Source organism: Variovorax sp. GW823-FHT04B03 (assembly GCF_058796495.1).
On sequence record NZ_JBXAIT010000002.1, the window covers coordinates 779892 to 796095 of the forward strand.

19 protein-coding genes are annotated in these 16204 nt (G+C 68.5%); 3 read left to right on the forward strand and 16 right to left on the reverse strand.

Annotated elements, in window-relative coordinates; translation table 11 throughout:
• Window positions 1-4 precede the first annotated feature (4 nt).
• The 16 genes from AC1RAD_RS12355 to AC1RAD_RS12430 all read right to left on the reverse strand — a co-directional run bounded on the left by AC1RAD_RS12355 (window position 5) and on the right by AC1RAD_RS12430 (window position 13641).
• Window positions 5-1384 (reverse strand): TadA family conjugal transfer-associated ATPase, encoded by a 1380-nt coding sequence (locus AC1RAD_RS12355; RefSeq protein ID WP_095745839.1) that lies wholly within the window; start codon window positions 1382-1384, stop codon window positions 5-7.
• 42 nt (window positions 1385-1426) lie between these two features.
• On the reverse strand, window positions 1427-2578 hold the full coding sequence (locus tag AC1RAD_RS12360) for a CpaE/TadZ family protein (protein ID WP_492696771.1): 1152 nt from the start codon (window positions 2576-2578) through the stop codon (window positions 1427-1429).
• A 19-nt stretch (window positions 2579-2597) separates the two neighbouring features.
• Window positions 2598-3026 carry a TadE/TadG family type IV pilus assembly protein gene (locus tag AC1RAD_RS12365; RefSeq protein ID WP_159271407.1) on the reverse strand — a complete coding sequence of 143 codons (429 nt, stop codon included), beginning with the start codon at window positions 3024-3026 and terminating at the stop codon, window positions 2598-2600.
• The gene (locus AC1RAD_RS12370; RefSeq protein WP_492684166.1) at window positions 3023-3481 is read right to left on the reverse strand and encodes a TadE/TadG family type IV pilus assembly protein; all 459 of its coding nucleotides are present in this window, start codon (window positions 3479-3481) and stop codon (window positions 3023-3025) included. The genes AC1RAD_RS12365 and AC1RAD_RS12370 overlap by 4 nt, the downstream gene beginning before the upstream one ends.
• Before the next feature lie 5 nt (window positions 3482-3486).
• Window positions 3487-4758 carry a pilus assembly protein TadG-related protein gene (locus tag AC1RAD_RS12375; protein WP_492735038.1) on the reverse strand — a complete coding sequence of 424 codons (1272 nt, stop codon included), beginning with the start codon at window positions 4756-4758 and terminating at the stop codon, window positions 3487-3489.
• A gap of 45 nt (window positions 4759-4803) precedes the next feature.
• On the reverse strand, window positions 4804-4980 hold the full coding sequence (locus AC1RAD_RS12380) for a Flp family type IVb pilin (protein WP_159271404.1): 177 nt from the start codon (window positions 4978-4980) through the stop codon (window positions 4804-4806).
• 109 nt (window positions 4981-5089) lie between these two features.
• A complete protein-coding gene (locus tag AC1RAD_RS12385; RefSeq protein WP_159271403.1) occupies window positions 5090-5305 on the reverse strand; it encodes a Flp family type IVb pilin in 216 nt (71 codons plus the stop codon).
• Between the two features lie 134 nt (window positions 5306-5439).
• Complete coding sequence (locus AC1RAD_RS12390; protein WP_159271402.1) at window positions 5440-5733, reverse strand: hypothetical protein; 294 nt, start codon at window positions 5731-5733, stop codon at window positions 5440-5442.
• An 11-nt stretch (window positions 5734-5744) separates the two neighbouring features.
• Window positions 5745-7208, reverse strand: coding sequence for a type II and III secretion system protein family protein (locus AC1RAD_RS12395; protein WP_370869523.1), 1464 nt, complete (start codon window positions 7206-7208; stop codon window positions 5745-5747).
• Between the two features lie 88 nt (window positions 7209-7296).
• Window positions 7297-8136 carry a Flp pilus assembly protein CpaB gene (gene cpaB / locus AC1RAD_RS12400; RefSeq protein ID WP_492735040.1) on the reverse strand — a complete coding sequence of 280 codons (840 nt, stop codon included), beginning with the start codon at window positions 8134-8136 and terminating at the stop codon, window positions 7297-7299.
• A gap of 33 nt (window positions 8137-8169) precedes the next feature.
• A complete protein-coding gene (locus AC1RAD_RS12405; protein WP_492735041.1) occupies window positions 8170-8754 on the reverse strand; it encodes an A24 family peptidase in 585 nt (194 codons plus the stop codon).
• A gap of 16 nt (window positions 8755-8770) precedes the next feature.
• A complete protein-coding gene (locus AC1RAD_RS12410) occupies window positions 8771-8917 on the reverse strand; it encodes a hypothetical protein (RefSeq protein ID WP_174254357.1) in 147 nt (48 codons plus the stop codon).
• A 210-nt stretch (window positions 8918-9127) separates the two neighbouring features.
• Complete coding sequence (locus AC1RAD_RS12415; protein WP_447745324.1) at window positions 9128-10345, reverse strand: CaiB/BaiF CoA transferase family protein; 1218 nt, start codon at window positions 10343-10345, stop codon at window positions 9128-9130.
• Window positions 10345-11313, reverse strand: a complete 969-nt coding sequence (locus AC1RAD_RS12420; protein WP_492735043.1) for a Bug family tripartite tricarboxylate transporter substrate binding protein — start codon at window positions 11311-11313, stop codon at window positions 10345-10347. The genes AC1RAD_RS12415 and AC1RAD_RS12420 overlap by 1 nt, the downstream gene beginning before the upstream one ends.
• Window positions 11314-11347: 34 nt before the next feature.
• A complete protein-coding gene (locus AC1RAD_RS12425; protein ID WP_492735045.1) occupies window positions 11348-12487 on the reverse strand; it encodes an acyl-CoA dehydrogenase family protein in 1140 nt (379 codons plus the stop codon).
• Window positions 12484-13641 (reverse strand): acyl-CoA dehydrogenase family protein, encoded by a 1158-nt coding sequence (locus AC1RAD_RS12430; RefSeq protein ID WP_492735047.1) that lies wholly within the window; start codon window positions 13639-13641, stop codon window positions 12484-12486. Before AC1RAD_RS12430 ends, AC1RAD_RS12425 begins: the two co-directional genes overlap by 4 nt.
• 109 nt (window positions 13642-13750) lie before the next feature.
• Between AC1RAD_RS12430 and AC1RAD_RS12435 the strand changes: the two genes are divergently transcribed.
• The 3 genes from AC1RAD_RS12435 (at window position 13751) to AC1RAD_RS12445 (ending at window position 16164) form a co-directional block, all read left to right on the forward strand.
• Window positions 13751-14548 carry an IclR family transcriptional regulator gene (locus AC1RAD_RS12435; RefSeq protein ID WP_492696761.1) on the forward strand — a complete coding sequence of 266 codons (798 nt, stop codon included), beginning with the start codon at window positions 13751-13753 and terminating at the stop codon, window positions 14546-14548.
• A gap of 144 nt (window positions 14549-14692) precedes the next feature.
• The gene (locus AC1RAD_RS12440; protein ID WP_307693269.1) at window positions 14693-15193 is read left to right on the forward strand and encodes a sigma-70 family RNA polymerase sigma factor; all 501 of its coding nucleotides are present in this window, start codon (window positions 14693-14695) and stop codon (window positions 15191-15193) included.
• Window positions 15190-16164, forward strand: a complete 975-nt coding sequence (locus AC1RAD_RS12445) for a FecR domain-containing protein (RefSeq protein WP_492735049.1) — start codon at window positions 15190-15192, stop codon at window positions 16162-16164. Before AC1RAD_RS12440 ends, AC1RAD_RS12445 begins: the two co-directional genes overlap by 4 nt.
• The last annotated feature ends 40 nt before the right edge of the window (window positions 16165-16204 follow it).

Here is a 16204-nt window from a genome sequence, read left to right on the forward strand (position 1 = left end):
GCTCCTATTCGTAGTGCTTTTCGGGATCGAAGATGGTGTCGGGCAGCAGCACGCCGTACGCCTGCAACCGCTCCATGAATTTCGGCCGGACGCCGGTCGCGTGGAAATGGCCGCGCACCTGGCCGTCGGGACCCATGCCCGTCTGGTGGAAGGTGAAGATCTCCTGCATGGTGACGATCTCGCCCTCCATGCCGGTGATCTCCTGGATGCTGGTGACCTTGCGCCGCCCGTCGATCAGCCGCAGCACCTGGACGACCACCGTGATCGCCGAGGCGATCTGCTGGCGCACCGTGCGGTGCGGCAGGTTCAGGTTCGCCATGCCGATCATGTTTTCCAGCCGCGCCAGCGCATCGCGCGGCGAGTTGGCGTGGATGGTGGTCAGCGAGCCTTCGTGGCCGGTGTTCATGGCCTGCAGCATGTCGACCGCCTCGGCGCCGCGCACCTCGCCGATCACGATGCGGTCGGGCCGCATGCGCAGCGCGTTGCGCACCAGCGCACGCTGCGTGATCTCGCCCTTGCCTTCGATGTTCGTCGGCCGCGTCTCCATGCGCGCAACGTGCGGCTGCTGCAGCTGGAGCTCGGCCGCGTCCTCGATGGTGATGATGCGCTCGGACTCCGGAATGAAGCCCGAGAGAATGTTCAGCAGCGTGGTCTTCCCTGCCCCGGTGCCGCCCGAGATCAGCATGTTGACCTTGGCCTGGGCCAGGCCTTCGAGCATCTGCGCCATCGGCGGCGTGAGCGACTTGAGATCGTTCACGAGGTTGTTCATGCGCAGCGGGATCTTCGCGAAACGGCGGATCGACATCATCGGCCCGTCCAGCGCCACCGGTGCGATGACGGCGTTGACCCGTGAGCCGTCGGGCAGCCGCGCATCGACCATGGGACTGGACTCGTCGATGCGGCGCCCCACCAGCGAGACGATCTTGTCGATGATGCGCAGCAGGTGCTTCTCGTCGGTGAAGCTCACGTTGGTCAGCTCCAGCCGGCCGCGCCGCTCCACGTAGATGCTGGTGGGCGAGTTGACCAGGATGTCCGACACGGTCGGGTCGGCCATCAGCAGTTCGATGGGGCCGAAGCCCAGCATCTCGTGCTGGATGTCGCGGATCAGCGTGCGCCGCTCGATGTCGTTGAGCGCCTCGGGCTCCTCCTGCAGCAGCCGCCCGACCATGGTCGAGATTTCCTGCCGCAGGGCGTCGGGCTGGAGGGTTTCGAGCGCCGCCAGGTCGAAGCGATCCAGCAGCTTCAGGTGCATGCGCTCCTTCAGCAGCTTGTAGGTGTCCGAGGCGAAAGGCGACGTGGTCAGCTCGAGGACCGGCCCTGCTGGCCCCGCCGGCCGCGCGCCCGCATCGCTGTCGATCGCATTGAGTTGGTCCCTGAATGACATGTTGGCACCTCCGCCTGGGTATTGATGGGAATCCGCCCTGTCTCAGGCACGGCGGAACAGCCGCCCCATGAAGCCGGGCGTCGCCTCCGGCCGCGGGCTGAGCGTGTGGGCGATCTCGTCCAGGCGCTTGGCGAGTGCGCTGCCGCGCGACATCTCCGCCAGCGGCACGCCGCGGTTGATGGACGCATCGACATCCTTGCCGCCGTCCGGCACCGTCGTGAATGTCGCGCCGGGCAGCGACCGGCGCATGTCCGACAGCCCGATCTCGCCGCCGCCGGTGCTGCGGTTCACCAGCAGCTCGACTTTGCCGGCGGCGTAGCCGAGCGACTTGAACACCTGCATCAGGCGCGTCACGTTGCGGATGTGCGGCAGGCTGGTCTGCATGACGGGAAAGATGCGCTCCGCGCGGTCGAGCACGCGCAGCGTGAGCGTGTCGATGCGCGTGCCGAGATCGAAGATCACGAAGTCGTACTGCGCGAGCGCCACCTGCAGGATGGCGTCGATGTGCTCGGCCTTGACGTCCATCGCGCGCGCCAGGTCCTCGGGCGCGGGCAAGATGCTGTAGCTCGGCGACACGCGCACCACGCTCGCCGCCAGCAGCGAGGCGTCGAGGCGCCCGATGTCGCGCGCCACGTCGGCCATCGTCGCGGTCGGGCGCAGGTCGCTCACATACGACAGCGCATCGCCGAACTGCAGGTTCAGGTCGATCAGCAGCACCGAGCGCTCGCGCGACAGCTGGTGCGCGACGTTGGTCGCAAGAAAGGTCGCGCCGCTGCCGCCCTTGCAGGGCATGAACGCCACCACCCGCCCGGGGCTGCGCGCCTGCGAGCCGGCCATCTTGAGCGCGATGCGATCGACCGCGGCCTCGAGCGCGGCGGTGTCGGCGGGCGACGGCAGCACCTCGCGCACGCCCGCGCGCATCGCGTGGATCAGGAACTCGGGCGTCTGCATCGCGCACAGCAGCACCACCGCCACCGTCGGATGCCGCAAGGTCAGGGCCTCCACCAGCGAGAGCTCCTGCGGGTCGCAGCACATGCCGTCGACCAGCAGCAGGTCGGGCGCGACCTTCTCGACGACCGCCTGCATCCGGCTCTTGCCGCCTTCGAAGAGCGACACGGCATGGCCGCGCGGCTCCAGCACCTTGCGCATGTCCTGCAGGTGGTTCGGATTGGGGGAAACGATGGCGATCTTCATGGTCTTGTCCGGTGTGCTGTCAGGAACAGATGGCCGCGCTGTGCGGGTCTTGCCGCATGACCTCGCGGGGCAGGAAGGTGGAGAACCCCGGCATCGGGATGAGCGGCGCGGCGGCCCCCACGATCGGGGAGATCCATTGGTAGTTGAGGCCGGTGATGCTCACGGTGACACCCTGGCAGGTGCTCGCCGTGCAGCCCGAGGGAACCCAGGCCACGCTCACCGTCTGCACCTGCGGCAACAAGGCCCGCATCCTGGCGAGCACCAGGGCCTGCTGCGTGGTGTCGTCGCACACCACGGCATAGCGCGCGCCGGCGCGCGTCGCCTCGTTGGCAGCGTTCCAGGTGAACAGCATTCGGGAGAAGTCCACGATGCCCAGCACCAGCATCAGGAAGATCAGCAGACCCAGCGCGAACTCGAGAGTGGTCGCGCCCTTGGCGTGGTGTTTCATGATGGCGCCCTCATGGTGGCGGCGATGTCGCTGAAGACGATGTTGCCGTTGGCGTCGGCGAAATTCACGCCGAACACCGATGGAAACAGCGAGTGGAAGGTGTAGCCGGTGATGCGCACCGTGACCGTGTTGATGATCGGGTCCGCCCCCGCCGATTGCCAGGTGCAGCAGTTGGCGGCCGGCACGTTCGCCAGGCTCAGGCCGCGCGCCAACGGCGCGCCGGTGCCGGCGGTGTTGCCGTACACGACCAGGTTGCGCGCCTGGGTGATGTTCGTGCCGGGCGTCTGGACCGAGAGATAGCGCACCGCGTCACGGGCCGACTTGGTGACCGTGTTGTATTCGTACATGGCACGCCCGAACTCTGTGGTGATGAAGGTCAGCAGCAGCAGCAGCGGCGTGATGAGCGCCAGCTCGATCAGCGCGGCGCCATGCTGGGTGCGATGGGACTTTTTCATGATGTTCACCTCACCAGGACCGGAACCAACGGGCCTGCCGATCCACCGGCCAGCCCGCTCGTGGTGCAGGGGCTGCCGGCGGCTCCCGCATTGCCGAGGAATTCCAGTTGCGTGTCGGTCATCGGAATGCTCAGCGGCTGCAGCATCAGCATGCAGAGGTAGTCGATCACGTGGTTGCCGCCGTCGATGACCGGCACCGTGACGAAGCGACGGTCCATGCCGTACTGCATGTGGCCTCCGGCCACGTTGCCTGGCGTGGCCAGCTTCTGGAAACTGTTGAGCGACAGCCCGGTGATCGACTCGCAGCTGTCCGCGCCCTTCACCTTGGTGCCGGTGTCGGCGCAGGACGCGAAAGCGGCTCGCTTGGTCACGAAGTTCTGGGCGGTCGGGTCTGCGCCACCGCCCGGCGCGCCGGCATAGGCATTGAACTGCGCGGGCCAGTTGAGCGAGGTGTAGGCATAGCCGGTGTAGTCGGGTCGATTCACGCTCGGATCGCCGCTGTTCTTGTAGATGCCGAAGCGGTAGTTCCAGGTGTCGGCCACCGAGGTCTGCACGCCGGGGGTGCCGACCGTGTCGCCCACCTTGGCGCCACAGCGGCCGTTGAGCTCGGCTTCGGTTTCCGAGGCGCTGTTGCTGCCGTCGAGGTTGGCCCAGCCGATCTGGCCGCCCGTGGCCGCGTTCTGCGCCATGATGAGCGTCACCCATTCGCCGACGGCAAAGCCGTAGTTCGGCGCCGTGCCGCCCGGCTTCGGCTTCGCTGCGACCGGAATGGGGCATGCGGTCTGTGCGCTCGCGCGGGTGGCGACTGCGCTCGCCGCCACGCTGCGCGTCGCGGGGTTGCCGACGGTATCGCCCGAGAAGGCGCCCACGGCCTGCATCAGCCACATCTTGATGTTGGGTTGGGTGTGGGTGCACTGCGCATAGCGTGCATTGGCGGACGCGGTGGTGGCCGCGTAGGACGCGTCTCGGAACGTGATATCGGCCGTGGTGAGCTTGCCTTGACCACTCCAGGTGGCCGACTGCAGGTTCACGTTGTTGGCGTTGCCGGCGGTCTGTCCCGAGCTGCGCGCCCGGTTGATGGCCGTGCTCTCTCCGTTGAGCTCAGCCGCGGCGGCCAGCGCACAGCTGTCCACCGCTGTCTGCAGCTCGGTGCGAGCGACGAAGAGGCGGCCGAAGTCGAGCGCGATGCCCATGAAGCCGAGCAGGAACAGCAGGAACAGCGCGGCCGTGATGATCATCGCGCCACGCTGGCGGCGGGGGGAGCGGCGGGCTTTCATGATCGGACCTCGGTCTGGACGATGAAAAAGAGGACACCGGGCGCGTCACACGCAATTGTTTCCGGCGAAGCAATCGGCCACGCGGGTGAGCACGGCGTCGATGCTCGCCGTGAGCGTCCCCGGTTGCAGCGCGATCACCAGCGCGATGGAAATGACGGCAATGATCAAGGCGTACTCGACCACCTGGGCGCCGTCCTCGTCTGTCAGCAATGACTTGAACATGGTGATGACCTCGTTTCGTTGTGCTGGGAAGTCGCGCAAGGCATCGGGAATTGCGGAAGAAAGCGTGCCTCGAGGAAAAGCCCGCCTTCTTCCGCCCTCCCAACACACTTCAGACGCAGCCGCCGTTCGTCGAGGTCAGGCAAAGTGCGACCCGACTGATGAAGGTCCCGAAGCTGCCACCGTTGGACGTGAGTCCCTTCAACGCGACAACCAGTGCGATCGAAACGACCGCGATGATCAGTGCGTACTCGACGACCTGAGCGCCTTCTTCGTCGCGCAGCAAGCCGCTCGCGGATTGACCGATGGTCTGGAAAAACTTGTTCATGGCTATTTCCTTTCAAGGTGTGGACTACAGAAAATCAGGTTGAAAAAACAAGGGAGTCGAATGTCATGCGTGTCGTGGCGTTCTCCTTTCCATGAGGAAGCTGTTGCAAAACGGGTCCGCAAGATCGCGGTCTTTCATTTCCCCGAGCCGCCGCCCTGGCCACCGATCTGCCCGCCGATGTTGATGACGTTGACCGCCGGCGGCGGCGTCTTGTAGGACTCCTGGTACTGCACCATCGCCTCGCGCGACGCGCGGCCGTCCATGCCTGTGACCGGGTCGCCGCTCTTGCCGGCGTTCGGGTTCAGCGTCATCTTCTTTCTGGCATCGCGCACGGCTTCGCCGAAGCGCGCGTCGTAGTGGGGCGTGACGCTCGAGCAGCCTGCAGCCAGGAGGCATGCGAGCAAGAGGGGTGTCGATCGGATGAACATGGCGGGGCTCCTCACGGGGTTTCGCTGGCCGGGGCGGCCGGGGCCGGGGTGCTGCTTTCGAGGGCGCCGTTGAGGTAGACCTCGGCGCGGCTGGGAAGCACGTGGTTGTCGGTCGGCACGCGCGGCGACTGGGCCAGCGGGCGCACCAGGCGCGGCGTGATGACGAACATCAGCTCGGTCTGCTCGTTCTGGAACTCGGTGCTGCGGAACAGCGCCCCCATCACCGGCACTTCGCCCAGGCCCGGATAGCGCTTGATCGCCTCCGTCGCGTTGCTCTTGATGAGCCCGGCGATGACGAAGCTTTGGCCGTCGTTGAGCTGCACCGTGGTGTCGGCGCGCCGCACCGTGAGCGAAGGCACGACGGACGTCACGCCCCCGACCGTGGTGAAGGGCGAGCCGGTCTGCGACAGGTCCGACACCTCCGACACCATCTTGAGATTGATGCGGTCGCCGTTGAGCACCGTCGGCATGAACTTGACGCCAATGCCGAACTCCTTTTCTTCCAGCGTGATGGTGCTCCCGGTGCCGTTGCCACCGGTTTGCGCCACCGGAATGAAGATCTTGCCGCCCGACAGGAAGCTGGCCTGCTGGCCGCTGATGGCCATGATGTTGGGCTCGGCCAGGATGCGCACCAGACCGTCGTCCTTCTGGCCGTCGATGGTCACCACGCCGCGGCCGATGCGCAGCGCCTCGACCAGGCCGCCGCCCGTGCTCAGGAAATTGGAGATCAGCGAGTAGTTGTGCAGGCCGCCGCCGCTCGTGCGCGAGTAGCCCACGCGCGAACCCAGCCGGTCGAGCAGCGTCTTGCTCACCTCGGCGATCTTCACCTCGAGCATCACCTGCTGGGGCGTCCCCACGCGCAGCAGGTTCACCACCTTCTTGCCGTCGGCGCCGTAGGCCGCGGCCAGGTTCATCACATCGTCCAGCTTCAGCGCGTCGCTGATCTCGCCGGTGAGCACGATGGAGCGCTCGGCGCTGCGCACGCGGATGCGGCGCTCTTCCGGCATCAGCTCGGCCAGCTTGGCCTGCAGCGCCCCGGGATCGATGGTGACGATCACGTCCTTGATGTAGCAGGTGCCGTCGGCGCTTTGCAGCACCACGTTCATCGAGCCGGCCTGGCGGCCGCGGAAGAACAGGTCGGTCGGGCTCAGCAGCGTGACCTCGATGTCACCGACGCCATCGCTGCGGGGCTGGGGGGGCGCCGCCATGGCTGCCGCACCCTGCGGAGCTGCCACCGGCGCGGCCGCCTGGTTCTGGGGCTGGCCGCTGACCACGATGCGCACCACGCGCGCCTTCAACGGAATGACCACCGACTTGCCGAGCACGGCATAGGTCGGGTCGGAGTCCGGAATGATGGCGGTGCAGCGCCGGCTGGCCGGGGCCGCGGGTGCTGCCGCAACCGTTGCAGCAGCTGCAGCAGGCGCAGGCATGGCGGCGGCTGTGGTAGGGGCGGCTGCCACGACCTCTGCGGCCATGGCGGGGGTCGCCACTGTCGCGAGGGTCGCCAGCAGACGGGCGATGGTTGTTGTGAGTGGGCGCACTTGGTGTTCCTCCTGACGACGATCAGAAACAGGTGAGCGAGCGGCCTGCGTGCTGGATCACTTCCACGCACTCGGAGGCTCGCGGCGTGGCGGGGCCTGCCTGCCGCACCCGCGGGCGGGCCGGGGCTGCCGCGGTGGAGACCGGCACGATGTCCTTCTTCTCGCCGAACAGCTGCCCCTTGGTGATGCCCAGGGTGGCGACCGTGGTCTTGTCCATCTGGTTGCGCAGCACGAGCGACAGGGTGCCCACGCTGCGTGCCAGGTCGAGCTTCTCGGAGTCTTCGAGCGAGAGCTCGAGCGTCACCGCGCTCACGACCTTCGGCTTGGTGTCGTCGCGGTTGGCCTCCTGGGCCACCGCCAGCACCAGCACTTTCTCGAGCACGGTCTTGCTGATCTGCAGCGCGTCTTCGCCGCGCCCTTTGTCCTGCTGGGCGTTGACCATCACGTCGACGTAGTTGCCCGGCAGCGCGAAGCCCGCCACGCCGACCACGTCGTTGACGCGCACCGTCATGGCCCGCTTGCCGCTGGCGATCACCGCCGACAGCCCGCCCTGCGTGCCCACCGGCGCCAGCTTGCCCTCCATGAGCGCTTCGCCGCGCAGCACGCCGACCTTCACCACGCGGTCGTTTAGCGCCTTGATGTCGCTGAAGGAGCCGTTGGGCACCGAGCCGCTGGGCCAGTCGACCGTGGACAGCATCTGCGCATTGACGCGGCTGCCCAGGTCGATGTCGACGGCGGCCACCACGACCTTGTTGGACGCGATGCCGCTTTGTCGGGAGATCCAGCCGGTCGCGTAGACCGCGGCCGCCAGCCCGAACAGCAGGGCCAGAAAGATCAGCCCGATCGCCTTGATGTTCTTCATACGAACCTCCGCCAGGGGTGAAACATGTAGGAGCTAGACATAGCCCAGCTGGTGCGCCAGCACTTGGACCACCGTGCCCGCCGCGATGCAGACGCCGTAGGGCAACTTGCCCACGGACTGGCCTGCCTGCAGGCGCCCGTCGGGCCGCACGCCTGCGATGCCGGAAATGAGCATCCCCTGCGCCGCGGTCTTGACGTTGCCGAGCATGTGAGCGAGGCGGCGGCGATGGATCGCGAAAGCCAGCGCCGAGACGCCGCCCGCGATGAAAGTGAAGAGCAAGGCCATCAGCGTCTGCTGGGGCCCCAGGAAGGCCCCGGTCATGGCCATCAGCTTGACGTCGCCCGCGCCCATGATCCCGAGCGCATAGAACGGCAGCATCACGACGAAGCCCACGCCCAGGCCACCGAATGCACTCAGCGCGCCCGACGACGGCGTGCGTGCCGCCATCGTTCCGTAGATGAGGGCGAAGCACGCGCCGCCGAAGGTCAGCCAGTTGGGAATGCGATAGAAGCGCCAGTCGCTCACAGCCGCCACGCCGAGCAGCGCGAAGAGCGCCAGCATGCGGATGTCGGTCGCCAGCATCGCGAGCAGTTCGAGAACAGCGTTGAATTCCTGCATGGCGGGCTCCCCGTGTTCAGGCACTGCGCCGCAGGGCGAGCACCAGCAGAAGGACGACGACCATCACCAGCGCACCGATCAGCGCGAACTCCATGAACGACATGCCGGCGTCTTCGCGCAGCAGGCTCAGGGCGGTTCTCGGCAGAACTTCGAGCGGTTCCATGCGGTGTCCCCGGTGATCGTGGCCGGCCGAAACCGCTGGCCTTCCCGGCGTGGGAAGAAGCGTTCGGCATGGGGATGACTGTAGGAATCGCACCGCTTTCGCACATGAGCGGAGCGCCCTTTTCTGGGGGAGTCAGGTGTCCCGCGACGACACGGGGACAGGCATGACAAAACGCCTACCCCGCAGGGCAGGCGAAAGCGCAGGCGCGCTTCAGATCACCTGCGCGTCGCGCAGCGCCACGAGCTGTGCCTCGTCCAGGCCCAGCCCTCCATACACCTCGGCGTTGTGCTGCCCCGTGCGCGGCCCCGTGGCGGCCGGCCGCACGCCTTCGCGCCCCACGAAGCGCGGCACGGCCGCCGGTGCCGGCACGGTGCCGAACTGCTCGTCGGGCACGTCGATGAAGGCGCCGCGTGCCTGCATGTGCGGGTCGGCCCGCAGGTCGGCGATCGAATACACCTTGCTGTAGGGCACGTCTTCGCGGTCCAGCCGCACGGCCAGGTCCGCGAACGGCAGGCTGGCGCACCAGTCGGCCAGGATGCGGTCCAGCGCCTCGAGGTGGCGCAGGCGCGCGGCGTTGTCAGCAAAGCGGGCGTCGGTGAGCAAGTCTTCGCGGCCGATGGCGCGGCAGATGCGCGCGAAGATCGGCCCGCCCGTGCCCACCAGCGTGAACCACACGCCGTCGAGCGCGCGGAACACGTTGGACGGCGCGGTGTAGGTGGCGCGCGAGCCGGTGCGCTCGCGCACCACGCCGCCGATGCGGTGCTCGGCCGCCAGCGGATCGAGCAGGCGCGACATCGCCTCGGTGGCCGACAGGTCGATCTCGGCGCCCCGTTGCTGCGCGAGCGGCAGCGCGTTGCGCTCTGCCAATGCGGTGCTGATGGCAAAGGCGCCGAAGAGGCCCGCCACCACGTCGCCCAGCGGATAGTTCATGTGCTGCGGCGGGCCGTCGGGCTCCCCGGTCAGGTGCGTGAAGCCGCTCATCGCTTCGAAGATGCGGGCAAAGCCCGGTCGGCGCGCATACGGGCCGGTCTGGCCGAAGCCCGTGAGGCGCAGCACGATGAGGCGCGGGTTGGCCGCGTGCAGCGTGGCGATGTCCAGGCCCCACGCATCCAGTGTGCCGGTGCGGAAGTTTTCCACCAGCACGTCGAAGCCGGCGATGAGCCGCAGGAACAGCGCGCGGCCCTCGGGCTTGCGCACGTCCAGCGAGATGCCCTTCTTGCCGCGGTTCGCGGTCTTCCAGAACAGCGGATGGCCCTCGTGCACCGGCGTGAGCCCGCGCAGCGGATCACCGCCGCCCGGCAGTTCGAGCTTGACGACGTCGGCGCCCATGTCGCCGCACAGCGTGGCCGAGAACGGCGCGGCGAGCACGGTCGCCATGTCGAGGATGCGCACCCCGTGCAGGGGCGCGTGGTCGGCAGGCTGGCCCATCAGTTGCCCTTCAGGTCGACGCGCTTGAGCACGGGATCCCACAGCTTGCGGTCGGCGGCGATGCGTTGGCCGTAGGCGGGCAACGACGGGTCGAGCGCGGCCGCGCCCAGCTTGGCCAGCTTGTCCTTCACCGCGGGCAAGGCCTTGGCCAATGCCGCCCGCAGCGGACGCATGACGGCATCGGGCGTGCCCTTGGGCGCGACGATGCCCACCCACAGGCCGCTGTCGAAGCCCTGCAGGCCCAGTTCGGCGAAGGTGGGCACATCGGGTGCCGAGGGCGAGCGCGTGCGGCCGGTCTGCGCCAGGATGCGGATCTGCCCGCTGCTCATGTAGGGCAGCGTGCCGCCGAGGTTGTTGCACATCACCGGGATGTGGCCCGCGATCAGGTCGTTCACCGCCGGCGCATTCCCCTTGTAGGGCACGTGCTGCATCTTGATGCCGGCCTGGTGGTTGATCATTTCGCACACCAGGTGCGACGGCGTGCTCGGGCCCGCGGAGCCGAAGGCGAGTTGCCCCGGCTTGGCCTTGTCGGCGGCGATGAGCTCGGGCAGCTTCTGGTACGGCGTCTTCGCGTTGACCGCGATCACGTTGGGCAGGTCGGCCACCAGGCCCACGGGCACGAAGTCGTCCACCGGATTCCAGGTGAGTCCCTTGTGCACGTAGGGCAGGAAGATGTTGGTCAGGCCCGCCATGAGCAGCGTGTAGCCGTCGGGCGCGGACTTGGCCACGAGCTCGGAGCCGATGAGGCTGCCGGCGCCGGGCTTGTTCTCCACGATGACCGGCTGGCCCAGCACGTGGCCCAGTTCCAGCGCCACCTCGCGCGCCACCAGGTCGGTGCTGCCGCCGGCGGGGAAAGGCACGACCAGCTTCACGGGGCGGTCGGGGAAGGCAGCCATCGCCAGCGAGCCGGCCAGGCCGAATGCAAGGCCGGCAGCCAGGTGCGAAAGTTTCTTGGTCAAGGACGTCATCGTCAGTCTCCAGTTTCTCTGTGTGTTCAGCGTGTCAGTGCGTGAGAAAGCGGCGCCCGAGCGTGGCGCGGTGCAGCTCGGAGGCGCCGTCGTAGATGCGAAACGGCCGCAGCTCGCGCACGATGAGGGCGATGGGCGCGTCTTCCGACATGCCCAGCGCACCGCACATCTGCGCCGCGCGGTCGGCCACGCGGCTCAGGGCTTCGGACACGAAGACCTTCGTCATCGCCGACTCGGTCTTCACCGACAGCCCCTCGTCCATGCGGCGCGCGCAGTCCAGGCTCATGAGCCGGCTGGCATGCAGGTCGATGTGGCAGTCGGCCACCATCGCCTGGATCTGCTGCAGGTCGGCCAGCCGATCGCCGAACGACGTGCGCTCGCACACGTAGGCCTGCGCGATCTCGAGCGCGCGCCGCGCGCGGCCCATGAGCCGCAGGCAGTGCGACAGGCGCGCGGGCTCCAGCCGCTGCTGCGCCGCCACAAAACCCGAGCCCACCTCGCCCAGCACCGCGTCGGTGCCCACGCGGCAGGCAGTGAAGCGCAGCTCGCCATGGCCGCCCACGGCGAAGGGGTCGATGGCGCGGATGGCGCGCACCAGCGAAAGGCCCGGGTGGTCCATGCTCACGATGAACTGCGTGGGTCCTTCGTCCGTCTGCGCCAGCACGATGCAGAAGGCCGCGCCCACCGCGCCGGTGATGAACCACTTGTGGCCGTCGATGACCCAGCCGTCACCTTCGCGCCGCGCGGTGGTGCGCAGCATCGACGGGTCGGAACCCGCGCCGGGCGCCGGCTCGGTCATCGCGAAGCACGAGCGGATGCGGCCCTCGGCCAAGGGCTGCAGGTAGCGCTGCCGTTGCGCGGGCGTGCCCTGGCGCAGCAGGCTGATCATGTTGGGCTGGTCGGGCGCGGCGCAGTTCAGCGCGGCCGGGCCCAGGTAGCTGCGGCCGGCCTCCTCGAACACCGCCGCGCGCTCGACCCACGACAGGCCCAGCCCGCCCTCCTCCACCGGCATCTGCGGCAGGTACAGGCCCAGCTCGCGCGCGACCGGGCGCAGCTGCGACAGCGCCGCGTCCATCGCCCGCGGGTCGTGCACATGGGCATTCGATTCGAGCGGGATGCAATGCCGCTCGACGAAGTCGCGCACCCGTGCCGCGAGGTCGGTGCGCAGGCTCATCGCGCACCCGCCTCGCGCAGCGCCAGCTTGGCGATGTTGAGCTGGTGGATCTGGCTCGTGCCCTCGTACAGGCGGAACAGGCGCACGTCGCGGTAGTAGCGCTCGATGGGGCTGAAGTCGGCCACGTAGCCCGAGCCGCCGAACATCTGCACCGCGCGGTCGGCCACGCGACCGCACATCTCCGACGCGAAGTACTTGCACATCGAGGCCGACAGGGCCACGTCCTCGCCGCGATCGCGTGCACGCGCCGCCTCGAGGATCATCGAACGCGCCGCGTAAATCTCGGTGCGGCCGTCGGCAATCATGGCCTGCACCAGCTGGAAGTCGGCCACGGCCTGGCCGAACTGGTTGCGGCTGCTGGTGTGCGCCATGGCCAAGTCCAGCATGCGGATCGCCGGGCCCGTGCACAGCGCCGCCAGGTGCAAGCGCTGCTTGTTGAGCACCTTCATCACCGTCTGGAAGCCCATGCCCTCGCGCCCGCCGATGAGCTGGTCGGCGTGCACGCGGCATTCGTCGAAATGCACGTCCGACACGAAGGAGCCGGCCTGGCCCATCATGCGATAGGGCGCGCCTGTGGTCAGGCCCGGCCCGCGCTCGACCAGGAACGCCGACACCCCCTTGCTGCCCTTCGAGCCGTCTTCGGTGCGGGCGATGACGGTGAACACATCGGCCACCGGCGCGTTGGTGATGAAGCGCTTGCTGCCGTTGAGCACGTAGTACTCGCCCTCGCGGCGCGCGGTGGTCTGCACGTTGCTGGCCTCTGATCCCGCCTCGGGCTCCGTCAGCGCCAGGCAGCCGGTGAGTTCGCCCGTGGCCATGCGTGGCAGCCAGCGCTGCTTCTGCGCTTCGGTGCCGTCGGCCACCAGCGCTTCGGAGCCGATGCCCGTGTTGGTGCCCACGCGGGCACGCAGCGCCACCGACGACTGCGACAGCTCCATGGCGCACAGCACCAGCTCCTCGGTCGTGAGGCCCAGGCCGCCGTAGGCCTCGGGAATGCTCCAGCCGAAGTAGCCCTTGCGCCGCAGCTCGTCGACCACGTCGGGCGGGATGTCGTTGTCGCGGCTGACCTGGTCTTCCAGCGGATGCCAGCGTTCGCGAACGAAGGCGCGGATGTCGGCCCGCAGGGCCTCGAAGTGGGGGGTGTCTCGGATCATGGTGGCCGCGACTGTAGGAAGCAGGTCCACAATTGCCGGCACTGAATTTCAATCATTGAAACTGCAATTCACTCCCATGCCCCGCCCTGTCCAGAATCGCCGCCAGCCCATGAAGCATTCCGACGACCTGCGCCGCGTGCGGGACGAAGACCCGTACATCGCCGGCACCCTGGCCAAGGGCCTGCTCATCCTGCAGACCTTCGTGGGCGACCCGCGCGCGCACGCCAACAGCGAGTTCGCCGCCAAGCTGGGGCTGTCGCGCCCCACCGTCTCGCGCCTGTGCCGCACCCTGCTGACCATGGGTTTCCTGGACCACGACGAACGCCTGGACCGCTACTTCATCGGCCCCGCCGCCGTGGCGCTGTGCTACCCCTACGTCATCAACACGCCCATGCTGGCCCTGCTGCGCCCAGCCATGCAGCAACTGGCCGACCGCGTCGAGGGCGCGGTGTCGGTCGGCGTGACCAGCGACCTCGACGTGGTCTACCTGGAAACCTGTGCCCACGAGGGCGGCACCCTCAAACGCCCCGGCGTGGGCGCCGTGCGCGGCATCGTCGAGACCGCCATGGGCCGCGCGTGGCTCGCGCAGCTGCCCGCGGGCGAACGCCAGGAGTTCCTTGCGCATGTGAAGCGCGAGCGGCCCGACGAGCACGCGCGTTGCCTCGAAGGCGTGCGCGAGAGCGTGGCGCACTACGGCAAGCGCGGCTTCGCCATCAATCTGGGCGATTCAGGCTTCGGCGTGCTCGCCGCGGGCGCGGCCGCACGCATCCGCTACGGACCGCGCCGGCTGCTGTTCAACTGCGCGGTGCCGGGGTTTCGCTGGAAGAAGGCGCAGCTGCTGGACACCATCGGGCCGGGGTTGATGCAGCTGGTGGAGGCGGCGGATCGGCAATCGGGGTTGCGGTGAGGGCGTGCGGATTGCGGGATTCGTGATCTGTATCGGGACGGCGGCTGGCTGCATTGCGCAGCAACGCCGAACGCTCGCGCAGCGCGCCAGGCCGCGATGCTCTTAAAATGAGAGTAATTCTCAATTGCATCGCCTTCCCTCTTCATGCCTTCCGCCGACACCCACACCGTGCACGCGCTCTACACCGAGCATCACGGCTGGCTCAGCACGTGGCTGCGCCGGCGCCTGGGCTGTGCGCACAGCGCCGCCGACCTGGCGCAGGACACCTTCGTTCGCGTCCTGCTGCGACCGCAGGTGCTGCCCACGTTGCGGGAGCCGCGCGCCTACCTGACGACGCTGGCCAAGGGCGTGGTCAGCGAACACTGGCGCCGGCAGGCATTGGAGCGCGCGTACATCGATGCGCTCGCGCAGGTGCCCGAGGCGCTGGCGCTGTCGCCCGAAGACCGCCTGCAGCTGCTGCAGACGCTGGACGCCATCGACGCGATGCTGGACGGCCTGCCGCCCAAGGCGCGCGAGGCTTTCGTGCTGTCGCAGCTCGAAGGCCTGACCTACGCACAGATCGCCCAGCGCCTGGCGATCAGCGAACGCACCGTCAAGCGCCACATGGCCCTGGGCTTCGCGCATTGCCTGGCGCTGGTGGAATGAGCGCACGGCCATCCGCACCCGACAGCGCCGCGCTGGGCGAGGCCGCGCAATGGCTGGTGCGGCTGCACTCCGGCCGCGCAGGCGAAGCGGACCACGCGGCCTGCGCGGCCTGGCGCCGTGCGGACCCGGCGCACGAACGTGCATGGCAGCGTGCCGAGCGCCTGTCGCAACAGTTCGGCGCCGTGCCGGCGAACATCGGCGTGCCGGTGCTGGCGCGCCAGGCACGCAGCAACCGAAGGGCCGCACTGCGCACGCTGGCCGTCCTGGCGACTGCCGCGCCGGCCGCCTGGCTCGCCTGGCGCCTGGCGCCGTGGGACAGCTGGACCGCCGACCACGCCACCGCCACCGGTGAACGGCGCGAGGTGCGGCTGGCCGACGGCAGCCGCGTGCTGCTCGACACCGGCAGCGCGATCGACGTGCGCATCGACGGCACGCAGCGCACGGTACGGCTGCGCGCGGGCGCCATCCGGGTCACGACCGCAGCCGACGTGCGCCCCTTCATCGTGGAAACGGTGCAAGGCCGGCTGCGCGCGCTCGGCACGCGCTTCACCGTGCGCCTGGGCGACGACGCGCACGAGACCGCATCGCCCGATGTGCGTCTGGCCGTCACCGAGGGCGCGGTCGAGATCACCTTGCGCGGCGCGTCGTCGCCTGCGGGGATCGTTGCGGCCGGCCGGCAGACCGTGTTGAACGCCCAGGGCGCCTCGGCCCCCACCGCCGTCTCGCCCGAGAGCCAGGCGTGGACACAGGGCGTGCTCTACGCAGAGAACATGCGCCTGGCCGACTTCTGCGCCGAGCTGTCGCGCTACCGGTCCGGCCTTCTGCACTGCAGCCCGGAAGTGGCGAACCTGCGCATCTCCGGTGCGTTCCAGCTGCGCGATACCGACTACGTGCTCTCGATGGTGGCCACCACACTGCCCGTGCAGGTGCTCACGCGCACGCGGTGGTGGGTGACGGTGGTGCCGGCCTGAGATCGAAAATTTTTTCGCTGATCCCTGTCCCTTTTTGAAG

Coding starts and splice junctions, on each gene's coding strand:
- AC1RAD_RS12360 (WP_492696771.1), bottom strand. CDS start 2,578: ATGAAGATCGCCATCGTTTCCCCCAATCCGAACCACCTGCAGGACATG.
- AC1RAD_RS12440 (WP_307693269.1), top strand. CDS start 14,693: ATGCCTTCCGCCGACACCCACACCGTGCACGCGCTCTACACCGAGCAT.
- AC1RAD_RS12355 (WP_095745839.1), bottom strand. CDS start 1,384: ATGTCATTCAGGGACCAACTCAATGCGATCGACAGCGATGCGGGCGCG.
- AC1RAD_RS12365 (WP_159271407.1), bottom strand. CDS start 3,026: ATGAAACACCACGCCAAGGGCGCGACCACTCTCGAGTTCGCGCTGGGT.
- AC1RAD_RS12430 (WP_492735047.1), bottom strand. CDS start 13,641: ATGATCCGAGACACCCCCCACTTCGAGGCCCTGCGGGCCGACATCCGC.
- AC1RAD_RS12410 (WP_174254357.1), bottom strand. CDS start 8,917: ATGGAACCGCTCGAAGTTCTGCCGAGAACCGCCCTGAGCCTGCTGCGC.
- AC1RAD_RS12380 (WP_159271404.1), bottom strand. CDS start 4,980: ATGTTCAAGTCATTGCTGACAGACGAGGACGGCGCCCAGGTGGTCGAG.
- AC1RAD_RS12385 (WP_159271403.1), bottom strand. CDS start 5,305: ATGAACAAGTTTTTCCAGACCATCGGTCAATCCGCGAGCGGCTTGCTG.
- AC1RAD_RS12445 (WP_492735049.1), top strand. CDS start 15,190: ATGAGCGCACGGCCATCCGCACCCGACAGCGCCGCGCTGGGCGAGGCC.
- AC1RAD_RS12405 (WP_492735041.1), bottom strand. CDS start 8,754: ATGCAGGAATTCAACGCTGTTCTCGAACTGCTCGCGATGCTGGCGACC.
- AC1RAD_RS12375 (WP_492735038.1), bottom strand. CDS start 4,758: ATGAAAGCCCGCCGCTCCCCCCGCCGCCAGCGTGGCGCGATGATCATC.
- AC1RAD_RS12395 (WP_370869523.1), bottom strand. CDS start 7,208: ATGGCCGCAGAGGTCGTGGCAGCCGCCCCTACCACAGCCGCCGCCATG.
- AC1RAD_RS12370 (WP_492684166.1), bottom strand. CDS start 3,481: ATGAAAAAGTCCCATCGCACCCAGCATGGCGCCGCGCTGATCGAGCTG.
- cpaB (WP_492735040.1), bottom strand. CDS start 8,136: ATGAAGAACATCAAGGCGATCGGGCTGATCTTTCTGGCCCTGCTGTTC.
- AC1RAD_RS12415 (WP_447745324.1), bottom strand. CDS start 10,345: ATGGGCCAGCCTGCCGACCACGCGCCCCTGCACGGGGTGCGCATCCTC.
- AC1RAD_RS12435 (WP_492696761.1), top strand. CDS start 13,751: ATGAAGCATTCCGACGACCTGCGCCGCGTGCGGGACGAAGACCCGTAC.
- AC1RAD_RS12420 (WP_492735043.1), bottom strand. CDS start 11,313: ATGACGTCCTTGACCAAGAAACTTTCGCACCTGGCTGCCGGCCTTGCA.
- AC1RAD_RS12390 (WP_159271402.1), bottom strand. CDS start 5,733: ATGTTCATCCGATCGACACCCCTCTTGCTCGCATGCCTCCTGGCTGCA.
- AC1RAD_RS12425 (WP_492735045.1), bottom strand. CDS start 12,487: ATGAGCCTGCGCACCGACCTCGCGGCACGGGTGCGCGACTTCGTCGAG.